The organism is Nostoc sp., from assembly GCF_036917535.1.
GTDB lineage: Bacteria > Cyanobacteriota > Cyanobacteriia > Cyanobacteriales > Nostocaceae > Nostoc.
The window spans coordinates 1-14,107 of the sequence record NZ_JBALDA010000105.1; the positions used below are offsets into that span (position 1 = coordinate 1).

At 41.5% G+C, this 14,107-nt stretch carries 13 protein-coding genes and 1 pseudogene; 5 read left to right on the top strand and 9 right to left on the bottom strand.

Annotation, left to right across the window (positions count from 1 at the left end):
- Together V7K56_RS34610 and purC are read right to left on the bottom strand one after the other, a co-directional pair.
- A pseudogene (locus V7K56_RS34610) lies at positions 1 to 771 on the bottom strand (hypothetical protein); the annotation flags it as partial.
- A 173-nt stretch (positions 772 to 944) separates the two neighbouring features.
- Positions 945 to 1,682, bottom strand: a complete 738-nt coding sequence (gene purC / locus V7K56_RS34615) for a phosphoribosylaminoimidazolesuccinocarboxamide synthase (protein WP_334918297.1) — start codon at positions 1,680 to 1,682, stop codon at positions 945 to 947.
- A 639-nt stretch (positions 1,683 to 2,321) separates the two neighbouring features.
- Here purC and V7K56_RS34620 point away from each other — a divergent pair.
- The gene (locus V7K56_RS34620; protein ID WP_334918299.1) at positions 2,322 to 2,597 is read left to right on the top strand and encodes a DUF7219 family protein; all 276 of its coding nucleotides are present in this window, start codon (positions 2,322 to 2,324) and stop codon (positions 2,595 to 2,597) included.
- A gap of 55 nt (positions 2,598 to 2,652) precedes the next feature.
- Here the strand turns inward: V7K56_RS34620 and V7K56_RS34625 are convergent, their stop codons facing one another.
- The 5 genes from V7K56_RS34625 to V7K56_RS34645 form a co-directional block, all read right to left on the bottom strand.
- Positions 2,653 to 5,253: a GAF domain-containing protein gene (locus V7K56_RS34625; RefSeq protein WP_334918301.1), complete on the bottom strand. Its 2,601-nt coding sequence runs from the start codon at positions 5,251 to 5,253 to the stop codon at positions 2,653 to 2,655.
- A gap of 297 nt (positions 5,254 to 5,550) precedes the next feature.
- Positions 5,551 to 6,681 (bottom strand): glycosyltransferase family 4 protein, encoded by a 1,131-nt coding sequence (locus tag V7K56_RS34630; RefSeq protein WP_334918303.1) that lies wholly within the window; start codon positions 6,679 to 6,681, stop codon positions 5,551 to 5,553.
- A 6-nt stretch (positions 6,682 to 6,687) separates the two neighbouring features.
- A complete protein-coding gene (locus V7K56_RS34635; RefSeq protein ID WP_334918305.1) occupies positions 6,688 to 7,332 on the bottom strand; it encodes a DUF4291 domain-containing protein in 645 nt (214 codons plus the stop codon).
- Positions 7,333 to 7,344: 12 nt separating this feature from the next.
- Positions 7,345 to 8,499 (bottom strand): NAD-dependent epimerase/dehydratase family protein, encoded by a 1,155-nt coding sequence (locus V7K56_RS34640; RefSeq protein ID WP_334918307.1) that lies wholly within the window; start codon positions 8,497 to 8,499, stop codon positions 7,345 to 7,347.
- 186 nt (positions 8,500 to 8,685) lie between these two features.
- Positions 8,686 to 9,204, bottom strand: a complete 519-nt coding sequence (locus V7K56_RS34645) for a hypothetical protein (protein WP_334918309.1) — start codon at positions 9,202 to 9,204, stop codon at positions 8,686 to 8,688.
- 628 nt (positions 9,205 to 9,832) lie between these two features.
- Between V7K56_RS34645 and V7K56_RS34650 the strand changes: the two genes are divergently transcribed.
- The 3 genes from V7K56_RS34650 to V7K56_RS34660 all read left to right on the top strand — a co-directional run bounded on the left by V7K56_RS34650 (position 9,833) and on the right by V7K56_RS34660 (position 12,268).
- The gene (locus V7K56_RS34650; RefSeq protein ID WP_334918311.1) at positions 9,833 to 10,186 is read left to right on the top strand and encodes a hypothetical protein; all 354 of its coding nucleotides are present in this window, start codon (positions 9,833 to 9,835) and stop codon (positions 10,184 to 10,186) included.
- Between the two features lie 78 nt (positions 10,187 to 10,264).
- A complete protein-coding gene (gene ycf46, locus V7K56_RS34655) occupies positions 10,265 to 11,776 on the top strand; it encodes a stress-responsive protein Ycf46 (protein WP_322693425.1) in 1,512 nt (503 codons plus the stop codon).
- 141 nt (positions 11,777 to 11,917) lie between these two features.
- A complete protein-coding gene (locus V7K56_RS34660) occupies positions 11,918 to 12,268 on the top strand; it encodes a DUF1257 domain-containing protein (protein WP_094350625.1) in 351 nt (116 codons plus the stop codon).
- Between the two features lie 116 nt (positions 12,269 to 12,384).
- Here the strand turns inward: V7K56_RS34660 and V7K56_RS37385 are convergent, their stop codons facing one another.
- On the bottom strand, positions 12,385 to 12,759 hold the full coding sequence (locus tag V7K56_RS37385; protein ID WP_442940369.1) for a GIY-YIG nuclease family protein: 375 nt from the start codon (positions 12,757 to 12,759) through the stop codon (positions 12,385 to 12,387).
- Between the two features lie 392 nt (positions 12,760 to 13,151).
- On the opposite strand from V7K56_RS37385, the gene V7K56_RS34665 reads away from it, so the two are divergent.
- Entirely contained in the window at positions 13,152 to 13,538 is a 387-nt protein-coding gene (locus V7K56_RS34665; RefSeq protein WP_334918316.1) for a hypothetical protein, read from the top strand.
- Between the two features lie 30 nt (positions 13,539 to 13,568).
- Here V7K56_RS34665 and V7K56_RS34670 read toward each other — a convergent pair whose 3' ends face one another.
- Entirely contained in the window at positions 13,569 to 13,883 is a 315-nt protein-coding gene (locus V7K56_RS34670; protein WP_334918318.1) for a retropepsin-like aspartic protease, read from the bottom strand.
- Between the last annotated feature and the right edge of the window lie 224 nt (positions 13,884 to 14,107).

Consider the following 14,107-nt stretch of genomic DNA (forward strand, 5'->3'; position numbering starts at 1 on the left):
CGGTGGATTATTATTCTGCGGACTGGGAGTAGTGCCTGGGAATGGAGTATTGCCCGGAGTTGTCGGTGGATTATTATTCTGCGGACTGGGAGTAGCGCCTGGGAATGGAGTATTGCCCGGAGTTGTCGGTGGATTAACATTCTGCGGACTGGGAGTAGCGCCTGGGAATGGAGTATTCCCCGGAGTTGTCGGTGGATTAACATTCTGCGGACTGGGAGTAGCGCCTGGGAATAAGGTAGGTGTTCTTTGTTGATTAACTGGGGGGGGAATATCTGGAGTAGTTGATGGTTCTGGAGTTGTGGGTAATAAAGGTTCTGTTGTCGGTGGATTTACATTTTCTGGAACTGGAGTGGTCTCAGGAGTTGGAGAAGGCGTTGGTTGTTGAATTTCTGGCGGTGGAATGTCTGGAGCCGGAGACGGCTGTTGAGTAGGGCTAGGATTGATTTCAGGGGTTTGTGCAGTTGTTGGCGTTTTGGAGGTTGGCACAATTACCTTTGAGGTCGCGCTTGCTGCTGGGTTGGCAGGGTAAATTGCGACGACGCGGGATTCTAGACGCTCTGCCTCTATAGTTGCTATAGATTTAGGTTGAGATTCTAGACTTTTACTAGAGTTAACCTGATCAGTGTCCTTTTCTGAGTGTCGATTTTTTTCTAGTGTCAAAACTTCTGTTGACTGTTTGGAATTGTTGGCGGTTTCTGCATTCGCACTCAATGAGCCACCCAAAGGGGCTGCAATTGCTACTGCTGCCAGCAATACGGGAGATAAACGCATTTTACTTATATTCCTCTTCACGACCACACACACCATCACAAGGCAATAATGCCCTTATGCTCAAGGTAAAACTCAAAACATAATTTTTTTCTTTTGCTTTTTTACTTTACAAGGCAAAAGGCAAAAGGCAAAAGTTAAATATAATTCCTTCTCACCTTTTGGTTTTTACTTGGTTAACTTATAGTTTCTACTGCTTTTAGCACTCTTTGTAAAACCTCCTGGTAGGCATCCTCTACATTTCCTAAGTCTCGGCGAAAGCGATCTTTGTCCATTACTCGCCGATTTGTGTCCTTTTCTGCGGTATCCCACAAACGGCAGGTGTCGGGGCTAATTTCATCTGCTAAGAGCAACTGCTGTTGTGAGTCCAAACCAAACTCTAGTTTGAAGTCTACTAGGGTAATGCCACACTGCTGCCAAAAGTTATTGAGAAATTCATTGATTTGCAATGCTAGATGTGTAATTGCATCTACTTGTTCCGCAGTCGCTAGTTCTAGCAGGTACAAGCGATCGCGTGTTAACAAAGGATCTCCTAATTGATCGTTTTTGTAATAAAACTCTACCAAAGGCTGGTTCAGAATTGTACCCACTGGTAATCCTGTTTGCTGACACAGACTGCCAGCAGCAATATTTCTGATCACTACTTCTAAGGGTAAAATCTTTACAGCCCTCACCCGCATTTGATTCGGGGCAGGGCTGTCGATAAAGTGAGTCTTTATACCATAAGCTTCCAACTGTTTAAAAAGCTGACTGGAAATGCTACAATTAATTTTTCCTTTACCTTCGATGTTGCCACGTTTTTGGGCGTTAAACGCCGTGGCATCGTCCTTAAAATCAGCCAACAAGACTTCTGGATCGTCCGTTGTATAAAGAATTTTCGCTTTGCCTTCGTATAACTTAGAATTAACAGACATGGTGGCAGGTAATGTTTTAGGCGATGGACAACAATTGTCCTTTGAGGCTTCACCATTTTATCTTTAGTTATTAACTATTAGCTATTGGTGACTATTTAAGAGGAAGCAGGAGCAGGATAAAATAATTAATAATCAATTCCTAGCTTAATTTCCTCTTCTTAATCGCTGCTTAATAACCAGTTACCAAAAATTTAAAACTAAATCTCTAACTTTTAACAGAGGACAATTAGCTTTTATATATAGTATGTTTACCTAAGTAGTTTTACTATCAGAAATTTAATTAGTTTAAAAGGAAAAGTTACAAAGATATACTGCTATGTTTTAATAATGTGTACCTCAAGCTTTGGACTGAAGCTAATTATAATTTGAATTTCATAAATTAAGATGAGATAAATTAATAACCAAGAGTAAAATCAAATAATCTCTCTAGTTACTGTAATGGAAAATTTCTTTGTAATATTTACAACACCAAATATTTCAAGCTTCATCCTCTAGTAGCAAAATCTGAATCAACCAATTCCTGCATCAATAATTGGAAAAGGAGTTGAATGATCTGATTTACCCCAATCTGACAAAAGAAAGATTAAATTAGCTAGTAATTCTAGCTTCAGAACCCCAAACACAAGGCGAATTGAATAAATGGAGAAAAAAATAGTGAACAAGGATGATTTTCTCTACCCTCGCGGTCGCTACTACGGTCAGGTAAAGCCAGAAAACTTAGTTTTTAATGCAAATCTACAGGAATTTGCTCAACGGGTAAGTTACATTTGCAACTTAGAAACAGCTGGAAAAGTGCCTCCAGGTGCAGCTTACGAACAAATAAAGGATCTGTGGAAACAATTGAAACGCTCTAAAAAAGAGCTAGGAATTGGCGAAAGTCCGTTTCAGGATGACCAGGGAGAGACTCAAGGTTGAATGGGCAATGAGGCAGGGGGCAGGAGGAGAATAACTAATGACAAATGACAAATGACTACTTAGTAAACATTGTCCAGACACCATCCCAGGACTCTGGAGGCGGCGTTTGTTGATAATTACGCGCACGCTCTAGGTGGATATCAACAGCTTGGTCTTGGGGTTGGATAGATTTGGCAGACTCGAAACAAGCGATCGCTTGTGGGAAATTGCGCGATAAATAAGCATTGCGTCCAGTATGATAATGAAATAAAAACTCTTGAGTGTTGGCATCTAAGGGAGTATTGTGATCGCCAATTAACTCGTAGATATTAACTGCCTGGTGTTTCCCTTTGACTCGGATTTTATCTAACTGGCGCACCCAAATGCGATCGCTGCACAATTGGTAAGTAAATTCACTTAAAATAATATCACAACCGTAATCCTTAGTTACCGCTTCCAAGCGCGAACTTAAATTTACACCATCTCCAATAACGGTGTAATCCATTCGTTTGCGAGAGCCAATATTACCCGAAACCACATCTCCAGAACTAATCCCAATGCCAATACGAATTTGTGGCTGTGCCTGGATAATTCGTCGCTGGTTAAATTCCTCTAAGCGACGTCTCATATCTAACGCTGACTGCACAGCCCTCCAAGCATGATTTTCTGTCAATGGTAGCGGCGCACCAAATACCGCCATTAAGGCATCACCAATAAATTTATCGAGAGTACCTTCATGGTTAAAAACCGCCTCCACCATCGTTTCAAAATACTGATTGAGCAGCAATACTACCTCAGCTGCACCGAGATTTTCTGTAAGTGTTGTGTAGCCTCGGATATCAGAAAATAAAATAGTTACTTCCTTCCGTTCGCCTACCATTAAAGCATCTTCCCCCAGTGCCATAACTTGTTCAGCTACATGGGGCGTCAGGTAGCGGGACATGGTAGTTTTCATCCGTTTTTCCTGAGTAATGTCTTCTAAGACCACTAAACCACCGCGTACACCGCCTTCTGGGTTAGTTAGGGGATTAACAGTAAGATTAATATTGCGCTCTAATATTTGTACTTGATCAGAAGTGAGAAACTTAGATTGGGGAGTCAAAGGTTGATTCCAGGGAATAAAAGTATCGGGGTTAGTGCGATCGCGCCCTGCTAAAATTGAGTGCTGATTCCTAAGTCCAGTTAACGGTAGCGGAGCGTTTAGTCCGTCCTGATTTTCACTTAGCACTTGGTAAAGTCCCAGCATCAAACTTTGCTCTGGCACATAATGTTTAGCTCCAGTTTTTAGACTATCTTCTAGTCGCATTTGGAGATTTTCAATTGGCACAACTTCCCAAACTAGGCGACCAATCAAATTTTGTTCCCACAAAAGCTTGTTGTTCTTACTATTAGCATCTCCTATCGGACAACCCAGTAACTCTAAGGCTGCATCATTAATTGTGACAATCTGTCCTGCCATATCTGTAGAAATCACAGCATCTGACAGACTTTGTAAAATATCTTTTTGATACTGTTTTTCTAATAGTACATTTTCAAAAAGCCGAGCATTTTCTAAGGCAATTCCTGCCTGATTATTAAAAGCCCGCATAAACTCTTCATCAGAAGCGGTAAAGCTGCTTTGTTGTTTATTGATTAATTGTGTAACACCAATTAATTCATTTGCAGAATTAAATACTGGTAAACACAGGATATTACGAGTTATATAACCAGTTTTTTTATCTGTAGTCGGGTCAAAACGGGGGTCTTTATAAGCATCGGAAATATTTAAGGCTTCACCAGTGGAAGCTACATATCCAGCAATGCCACGATTAGCGGGAATGCGAATTTCTATCAAGTTTGTGCCATCTGCTGCCGCTGCAACTTTTGTCCAGAGTTCGTTTAGCTCTTTACGATATAAAAATAGTGTGCTCCGGTCTGCTTGCATTAAAATTCGAGCTTGTTCCATGACTATCTGCAAAGTTGCTTCTAAATCTAAACTTTGCCCTAGTGTTTGAGTTGCCCGCAACAAAGCCGTTGCGCCTCTTTGATTACGAGCCGCTACATAAAAAGATTGGCAGCTTTCCAAAATAATACCAATCGAAGCAGCAAAGTCTCGAAAACGTTCTTCATCATCATGATTAAACGGAACATTCCCAGTTTTATTAGCTAGTTGCACTACCGCTACAGTCTGGTTTTTGCTACTGATAACAGGCATACATAAAATATTATAGATTTTGTAGCCCATTTGTTTTTCAAGTTCTGGGCTAAATAGGGGATGAGTATAAGTTTCAGATATATTTAAATATTGACCTGTACTAGCAACATGACCGGGGATACCCACTGTAATGGGAGTACGAATTTCTAAGAATTTTAGAGTATTATCTTGAGGAACTTTTGACCACAGTTGACCTTTGTCATAATCAACTAAAAAAATGGCTGTATGTTCTGCTTGGAGAATTTGACCAATTTTGAGTGTGATAGCTTCTAATACTTTCTCCAACATAGTTTCTAGAGCTTCATTATTGATCAGTTCAATAGCTCTAAGAAATTGCTGGAACTCAGCAGTTATAAAGTCGAGTAAGCAAACAAATTCATTAACAGATAGGTCTTTAACACGTCGCAGTAAGGCGTGAGTACGATTAACTTGAGTAAGTTCAGTTAATGTAGCCAAGACGCTGCCAGGGTTGGGGAGTGTCACGTCGCTTTGCTCCGAATTCAAAATTCAAAATTCAAAATTCAAAATTAATAATCTCCATAAATACATTTAAAGGCAAGTCAACGGACGCCGTATTTTTCTTCTGCGTTCGCCTTTGGCGACACTATATTTTTTTCTTCTCCATAAATAAATAAATTTACTTGGTCTGTATCATAAGTCTGTTTTAGTCATGGAAATTTTATATTTTAGATTTTGGGCATGGGGCATGAGGCAGGAGGCAGAAGTTCTTTAATTTTGAATTTTGAATTTTGAATTTTGAATTTTGAATTGATTTCTCCCTTATTTTGCCAACTGTTCAGAAAATATCACCTTTTGATAGTAATCTTGTAGCTGCTTGGTGGCAGCTGCCCAACCCCAACTTTCTGCTTCCTGACGAGCATTTTGGCGGATGATATCTCGTTGTTGTTTTTGTTCTAAGAGGCGAACAGTAGCAGCTAATGCCCCTTGAACATCTGCTGTTGGCTCAAAAAGATATCCATTTACCCCATCTGTCACAATATCAGGAATCCCCCCAGAACGGGCTGCTACCACAGGACAGCCAGCAGCCATCGCTTCTAGTAGTACTAAGCCTAGTGTTTCTGTACGGGAAGGAAAGATGAAGGCATCAGCACTCGCAAAGGCAGAACCTAACTCTTGCCCCATAAGATAGCCAACAAAATAAGTGTTTGTGCCAGCAAAGTGTTTTTGCAATGCTTGACGGTGCGGCCCATCTCCAACCAATGCCAACCGCGCTTGGGGAATTGCTTCTAAGATTGGTTTGATACGCTCAATTTCTTTTTCAGCCGAAAGTCGCCCAACGTAAAGTAGCAATGGACTTTCTGGATGATTTTGTGATAAGCGCGATCGCATTTCTACACTAGCTAAATCGGGGTGAAATAATTCAGTATCCACCCCGCGCTGCCACAAATCTACACGTTCAATACCGTGTACTGTCAGTTCCTCTATCATTGCTGTGGAGGTACACAGATTTAAAGCTGCTTGATTATGAGCGCCTTTGAGCAGTTCCCAAAGAAAATTTTCCAACATCCTCAAACCGTAATGTTGGAGATATTGGGGTAAATGCGTATGGTAAGACGCTACTAAAGGTATTTTGAGGATTTTGCTATAAAATATGCCAGACAAACCCAAAACTGCTGGATTCACAACATGAATAACATCTGGCTTGAACTCTTCTAAAGCGTAACCAATGGCTGGGCGGGGTAATGCCATTTTCAATTCTGGATACAATGGCAGAGGAAAGCCAGTAACACCGTAAACTTTAGCGCCTTTATGTTCTGTGATGCCTCCATCAGGGGCAATTACCAGCACTTGATTACCACTGCGCTGTAGATGATCAACAGTATGGCGCAGGCGCGTTACAATGCCGTCAACCTTGGGTAAAAAGGTTTCGGTAAATAGGGCAATTCTCATAAAAAACTATTCAGTCCAGGCAGATAATCTCAGCTTTGCTTGCATTTCGGTATCAAACACAGAATAGACTCTCTCGCGTGGTGTAATCAACTCTGCACAGTCAGACTTAATGTTTTGCCGCTGTTTTTGTACAAAGTCCGAGATCTTCTCAATGTTCACAATCCAATCTTTGGCATAAGTAGCTAGCACTTCACCGCGTAACCCTAACTGAATAGCGCGTCGTTCTAATTTTGTCCCATTTGGGTGATGGTCTGGGTCCCATTGTAGGCGGACTTGTGATTGCTTCAATGCTCTTTGCCATGCACTTTGATTGGGATAAAGTTCTGGAACGTAGCTGGAATGAACAGCCGCCGCTAAAATTTGATCGAAAGCCGAACGCTTAATCCAAATAGCTAATACTACCTCTTGCCCAGTTTTTGTACCCCATCCAGAACGGTACATCATCCAGAGGAAATTAGGTTTTATCCAACTCATACGGTCAAAACTAAACTCACCACCAAAATAACCGTAGGTAGCGGCGAAGTCACCAATAGCTAGACGATAAGCCTGATAAACAACAATTGAATGGTCGTCATATTGTGCTAAAATATGACGACCATTTTTCGGCCAATTACTGACTTGAGTTAAATAAGGTTCTGTTATCAGCCGCACGCAGAGTTTACCCTAATTTCTGTGCCAAGAGACTTTGGGCAGAATTTGTTTGTGATCGACTCGCTTTTGATACTTAATGGCAAAGTTTAACAGAGAATCGAGTAAAGAATCAGAGAGCAAGTGAGGCTGTAAACCTAAATCCAGCAATTTAGTGTTTTTAGCGTTGAAGTAATGTTCTTCTTTCTCGACTCTGGGATTATCTAGGTGATTGATTTCTACATTCAATCCCATAGCGTTACCAGCTTTTTTCACCATCAATGCCAAGTCGCCAACGCTGAATTGTTCGGTAAATTGGTTAAATACGCGGAATTCGCCTGGCTGTGCAGGATTAGCGATCGCTAATTCCATACATCTTACTGTATCCCGAATATCTAAAAATCCGCGGGTTTGTCCACCTTTACCATAGACAGTTAACGGGTGTCCAATTGCTGCTTGAATACAAAAGCGGTTCAGTGCTGTACCAAACACACCATCATAATCCAGTCGATTAATTAATAGTTCGTCCATCCCCGTTTCTTCGGTTAAGACGCCATAAACTACACCCTGATTTAAATCTGTTGCCCGCAATCCCCAAATCCGGCAAGCAAAGTGGATGTTATGACTATCATGGACTTTGCTTAAATGGTACATTGAACCGGGTTGTTTGGGATAAGGTAGGGTATCCTTGCGTCCATTGTGTTCAATGGTGATATACCCTTCTTCGATATCAATGTTGGGTGTACCGTATTCGCCCATCGTCCCCAGCTTCACCAAATGACAGTCGGGGAAATCTTCCCGCATGGCGTACAGCAAGTTCAACGTCCCAACTACATTATTGACTTGGGTAACAACTGCATGTTCTCGGTCAATCATGGAAAATGGGGCCGAACGCTGTTCGCCAAAATGCACCAAAGCATTTGGCTGAAATTGATGTAATGTTTTCTGGAGAAATTCGTAATTCGTAATATCGCCGATGAACAAGTCGATAGATTTACCTGTCAAATCTTGCCAGCGCTGGAGACGTTGTTGAATTAGTGCGATCGGAGTGAGAGTTTCGACACCAAGTTCATTATCCCAATGCCGCCGCACCAAACTATCTAAAATTCCAACTTCATAACCTCGATTGGAAAGGTAAAGAGCAGTTGCCCAACCGCAATATCCATCACCACCAATAACCAGGACTTTCATCTTCACCAGTTTTTACTCGCTGATAGCTAAATCTATCAGGTTTGTGTACCCTCTTAATCATTATTCTGGGGGAGATGTGGATTTTGGGGGGAGTGGGAAGATGAAGGAGCAGGGGGAGCAGGGGGAGCAGGGGGAGCAGGGGAGGCAGGGGAGGCAGGGGGAGAAGAATTAATAACCAATGCCCTATTAAAACTTTGAAATTTGATACTGCTGGGCAATGTAATAAAACAAACGATAGTAATTTTGAAATTCTTGGCTCTTGCTCCGTCCCTGTAAATGGTATTTCACTTGACTCTGAGTTAGCGTCAGTGTCATCGAACCTGCTTGTCGATCGACTTCTACGACCAGCACCCCAGATACTCCTTGAGCAGTCTGAAAGTTGGATTTTATCTTTTTCATGGACTCTTGATCGTTTGGTAGCTGATGACTTGCCCACCCGCGAATTTCCACTGAGTTATCTTGTGGTGAAATAAACGCAATTCCATCACCATTTTCTGATGCTGCTAATGAAGTCCAGTTACTTGGATATGGAAATTCAAAACCATAACGGGAGTTGCTATAGGTTTTCCAGGCGATCGCTTTGGCGTTAAAATCATTTGCAGTACAACCCGACAACATTACTAACAGGGCAATGACTCCGCTAACGCTGGCGGCAAACCAATAAATTCTTCGCCCCAAACCACAGATTTTATTAGCAGTAGCCATTTACATCACACATTTTGCCAAGAATCGGGAAATGCACCGAAAGAGCGCTGATTAAAAATTCAATAATATTCATGATATTTACCATTCTCTTTTGAAATCTTGGTAGAAGAAGCTCAGAGAAAGTGCTTTATCACACAAACTATAGACAGTGTATCTCAGACAAATCGGCTAAATTTAGAGCTTTTTCACTTCCAAACAAACACATATTTGCAATTTCCGCCAAATCTCTCTCGCTAAATCTTTCTATAGTTTGCATCAGTAAGCTAAACGACCGAAAACCCCTAGATATTGGTATTTTTGGCTTACCAGATTCGGATGTGGTATTTCGCATCCACGCGCAAATTTGGATAAACAAGGATGAATACCATATCACCGACTTGATAACGCTCCAAAGAATTAAAAAGTAAGCCACGTTAGACAATCGTTGGTTTAGCGATCACTAATTCTCATCAAAAATTAATTCTGAGAGCTTTGTATTGAGCAATCAATCACTCAATAAACAGCATTTTATTTTCCATTTGTAAAAAAATGTAACGAAATTAGCGTTAAAACGTTTTACCGTCTTGACAACCAATAAAAGAACCGATAACTTGATATACATACCCGGGTAAGACCGTTAAAGAGTTATATGCAAACGCAAACTAAGCAAAAGGTCACTTTGTATTTATCGCCAGAGTTGCACAGAAAACTGAAGATTCGTTCAGCAGTCGATTCCGAGCCAATGTCAGAACTTGCCGAACGTGCCCTTGGTTTTTACCTATCCAATCAAGAATTGGTTGACGAGTTAGAAGATTCTTCTTATGGGCGGACTCATAGAGTTTATTCATGTCCAACTTGTGATAGCTCACTTGTCTTACGTGATGGGGAACTGGTTGCTTTAGGCAATCAACCAGGAGTAGTTGGTCAAGAACGTCTTTCTCTTAATGAGATGGATGAAGATGAAACCAATCCCAAGGGTGAGGAAGAATTAGTTCCTTGCTAGATAGATATTCATGATTCGGTTGTCTTTACCAGAAGCAATGTCTCTACTGTCTCTATAAGGTCTCAAGTAGGTCGAAGTATGAACGAAGAGCTCAAGATCCTAATTCAAGCTCAATACCCTTTAATCTACCTTGTTACCTCCGAGGAAGAGCGGGCCGAGCAAGCAATTTCTACAATCGCCCAGTCGTTAAAGCCCCAGCGCCGAGTATTTGTTTGGACAGTAACACACGGAATTGTTGAGTATGGTCAGCCCCGGAATGTTACCCAACATAATACTGTGTCTCCAGAGGCGGCAATTGAGTGGATCATCCGGCAGAAAGAACCAAGTATATTTATTCTTAAAGATTTACATCCCTTTATAGATGCGCCTGCAACTAACAGATCGTTACGTGATGCGATCGCTAGTTTCAAAGGTATGCAAAAGAACATCGTTTTGATGTCTCCGATGCAACAAGTACCTATAGAACTGGAAAAGGAAGTTGTTGTTCTCGACTTTACATTGCCAGATATGGCTGAGTTGAATAAAGTCTTAACTCACCATATAGAGCAAAATCGTGGTCGGAGACTGACAACAGAAGCCAGAGAAAAACTCCTCAGAGCTGCTTTAGGTCTAACTAAAGATGAAGCTGAGAAAGTCTACCGTAAGGCACAGGTAACTAAAGAGCGTTTAACAGAAGATGAAGTAGACATCGTTTTATCTGAGAAAAAGCAACTAATTCGGCGCAATGGCATCTTAGAATACATTGAAGAAGATGAAACTATTGATGCTGTAGGTGGTTTAGAAGAGTTAAAAAGATGGCTCAAGCAACGCTCTAACGCTTTTACAGAAAGGGCGAGAGAGTATGGTTTGCCTCAACCAAAGGGGATGTTAATTTTAGGAGTTCCCGGTTGCGGTAAGTCATTAATTGCCAAAACTACTTCCCGCCTCTGGGGTTTACCACTGTTGCGGTTGGATATGGGGCGAGTCTACGACGGCTCAATGGTGGGACGAAGTGAAGCAAATCTGCGGAACGCCCTGAAAACAGCAGAATCTATTTCCCCAGCGATTTTGTTTATCGATGAATTAGATAAATCTTTCGCTGGTAGTGGAGGTTCCTCTGATTCTGATGGAGGGACTTCAAGTAGAATCTTCGGCTCTTTCCTCACCTGGATGCAAGATAAGAAATCACCAGTGTTTGTGATGGCAACAGCCAATAGAGTAGAACGCTTACCTGGCGAGTTCTTGAGGAAAGGACGCTTTGATGAAATTTTCTTTGTCGATCTGCCAACACCGGAAGAACGGCAGCAGATTTTCAATATTCATCTGACCAAGCGCCGTGAAGACATCTCTCGATTTGATCTTGAGCAATTAGCCAAGATGTCTGATGGCTTTTCTGGGGCAGAAATAGAGCAAGCGATCGTTGCGGCAATGTATGAAGCTTTTGCCCAAGATCGGGAGTTCACCCAATTAGATATTATTGCTGCACTGAAGGCAACATTGCCGCTGTCTCGAACGATGCAAGAACAAGTAACGGCTCTGAGAGATTGGGCCAGACAGCGCGCACGCCCCGCAGCATCCTCCGTAGCTGAATATCAGCGAATGGAGTTTTAAAAGCTTTCCTCTGCCATCCCAGGGGGAAAGGCTAGCAGAAGATGCTAGCAGTTATAAGAAAAGCCGCATTCTGTTAAGCGCGGCTTCGCCCAAAACAAACCGTTGTCGTTTTTCTCAATCTTCTCATTGGAGGAAACCCAAATGTCTCACTTTAGCACCCTGCGTACCAAAATCACCGATGCCGAAATCCTCAAGGCTTCCTTGCGCGACCTCGGTATCAGCGTAAAGACTGAAGCTGATGTCCGTGGTTATAACGGTCAGCGTGTCCGTTCTGACATCGTTGCTGTGTTGGAAGGCGAATATGACCTCGGCTGGTCTCGCAATGGCGATGGTTCTTTTGACCTAATCGCTGACCTGTGGGGCGTTGCTAAGAAGCACAACCAAACCGAGTTGATCAACTCAATCAACCAAAAGTATGCCGTTAACAAAACTTTGGCTGAAGTGAAACAGCGCGGTCTACAAAACGCCAATGTGAAGTTGGTATTGCAATAACAATTTCTCTGCGCGTTCCCAAAGCTGCACGGGTTAACTATATAAATAGCGGTTAGCCCGCTTTTTTATCGGGACTGAGATGTATTTCTCAGCCCCGATTTTGTTTATGATTCATTTTATCTAAAACGGAGAATCACTCCCTTCTTACCTTGAAGATAAATTGATTTTAGTACGGGTGTGTAATTGAGAGGTGGCTTGTAGTAACTTATAGACTGCTTTTCCAACCTCATTAGAACCTCTCTCAAATTTGAGATTTTAGTTAATACATCCTTTGCTAAAACACGATAATATATGACAGCATTTTGAATTTTGTCAAACTGTACTTGGCGATGATGGGTTAAGTGCCGCTTTTTCAAGTTATGTGCAAGACCGATATACATAACTGGGCAATCATGATTACCCACATAATAAATTCCAGGTGCTGATGGCAGTTCTCTCCGATGAATGTAGGATAAAACTGGCATATCCCTATAATTTAGATTTAACTTCATAATTTTTATTTCTGCCTAGTGATCAAAAGTTACTCACTAAGTTATTTTTCCCAAACAGTAGGACTAATATCATGTCCGTTCAAACAACCGTCATTGCAACCGAAGGAAGCAATCCCAAAAACCTTGCAATTGCTTCGTTTCACTTCGTTCCACTCGCAATGACATATTAAGGGTGATTTGCCGGACATAATATAAAACCTTGAAAATTTTGAATTTATTTCTCACTAAACTTGACTTACAGCTATTTACCTGAAAATAGCTGTAAATCCAAAAAAACCAGAAAGCGACGGTTTTCTGCTCAATGTCCTAAATTACATTCTTCAGTTTTTGTTACCCTGAAACACATAATTACTAATTGCAAGTGAGAATAGAGAGAAGTATTTACAAGAGCTATGAGTACCCAAATCATCATTACCCTACCAGACGATATTTACCAACGCGCAGAACGCTTTGCACGGTTGGCAAATCGTGATGTCACCAGCATTTTAGTAGATACCATTCAACTTTCAATTCCGCCCGTCAGCGAGGACATTAGCCATCTTGAGCCTGTCTCTGTGCTTTCTGATGAACAAGTCTTGGCGCTGACCGAACTGGAAATGGAACCAGAACAGGATACTCGGTTAAGCGAACTGCTCGATCGCCAACAGTCAGGGACTCTTACTGAAGGCGATCGCTCAGAGTTACAAACCCTGATGCAGGTCTATCAAGAAGGACTTTTAAGAAAAGCCACTGCGTTAAGCGAAGCTGTCAAACGTGGGTTGATTGAACCCTTAAGCTAGTGAGCCAGATTCCTGAAGAAGTCCGCTTTTTTATGACTTCAAATTTTCACGCCATGTAAAAATAATTTGCTCCTCAGCTTGCCTAAATTCAATATTAAATTTGTCAAATACAACTTCTCGCCCTAAAAGCAATTGTTCTCCACCTGTGTTGGTTTGTAACCATGCTACAGGAGTAATAAAATTGTGTTCATCAATTGTCATTTCGACGTTACGTAAAACGTACTCAACTCTGCCACCTATAGTTTCTGCCAACAAAGTTGATTCTGAATCAGCCAAAGCATAGCCTAAATCTTGACCAACTTTCAATGAAATTAAACTTAATTCAGCACCAGAATCTACTAACATTGTTGTATGAGATTCTATATCTCCGTGTTTTAAAATAACACTATAATTTGGTTGCCAATCATGTCGAGCAACGGTGCGGAAGCGAATTGGTAAAATTTCTATAGAAGCAGTGCGACGCGGAACTAGGTAAATTAACGTGAGTTCGATGAATTAAAAAACGGCAGGAGGAAGGGCAGGCAAGTCTTTGGGATAAATATCAAGTGAAGGTTTTTGAGGCAAATAAG

Bases quoted from the DNA above. Each gene is read 5' to 3' on its own strand.
- purC (WP_334918297.1), bottom strand. From the start codon at position 1,682: ATGTCTGTTAATTCTAAGTTATACGAAGGCAAAGCGAAAATTCTTTAT.
- V7K56_RS34620 (WP_334918299.1), top strand. From the start codon at position 2,322: ATGGAGAAAAAAATAGTGAACAAGGATGATTTTCTCTACCCTCGCGGT.
- V7K56_RS34630 (WP_334918303.1), bottom strand. From the start codon at position 6,681: ATGAGAATTGCCCTATTTACCGAAACCTTTTTACCCAAGGTTGACGGC.
- V7K56_RS34640 (WP_334918307.1), bottom strand. From the start codon at position 8,499: ATGAAAGTCCTGGTTATTGGTGGTGATGGATATTGCGGTTGGGCAACT.
- V7K56_RS34645 (WP_334918309.1), bottom strand. From the start codon at position 9,204: ATGGCTACTGCTAATAAAATCTGTGGTTTGGGGCGAAGAATTTATTGG.
- V7K56_RS34650 (WP_334918311.1), top strand. From the start codon at position 9,833: ATGCAAACGCAAACTAAGCAAAAGGTCACTTTGTATTTATCGCCAGAG.
- ycf46 (WP_322693425.1), top strand. From the start codon at position 10,265: ATGAACGAAGAGCTCAAGATCCTAATTCAAGCTCAATACCCTTTAATC.
- V7K56_RS34660 (WP_094350625.1), top strand. From the start codon at position 11,918: ATGTCTCACTTTAGCACCCTGCGTACCAAAATCACCGATGCCGAAATC.
- V7K56_RS37385 (WP_442940369.1), bottom strand. From the start codon at position 12,759: ATGAAGTTAAATCTAAATTATAGGGATATGCCAGTTTTATCCTACATT.
- V7K56_RS34665 (WP_334918316.1), top strand. From the start codon at position 13,152: ATGAGTACCCAAATCATCATTACCCTACCAGACGATATTTACCAACGC.
- V7K56_RS34670 (WP_334918318.1), bottom strand. From the start codon at position 13,883: ATGTTAGTAGATTCTGGTGCTGAATTAAGTTTAATTTCATTGAAAGTT.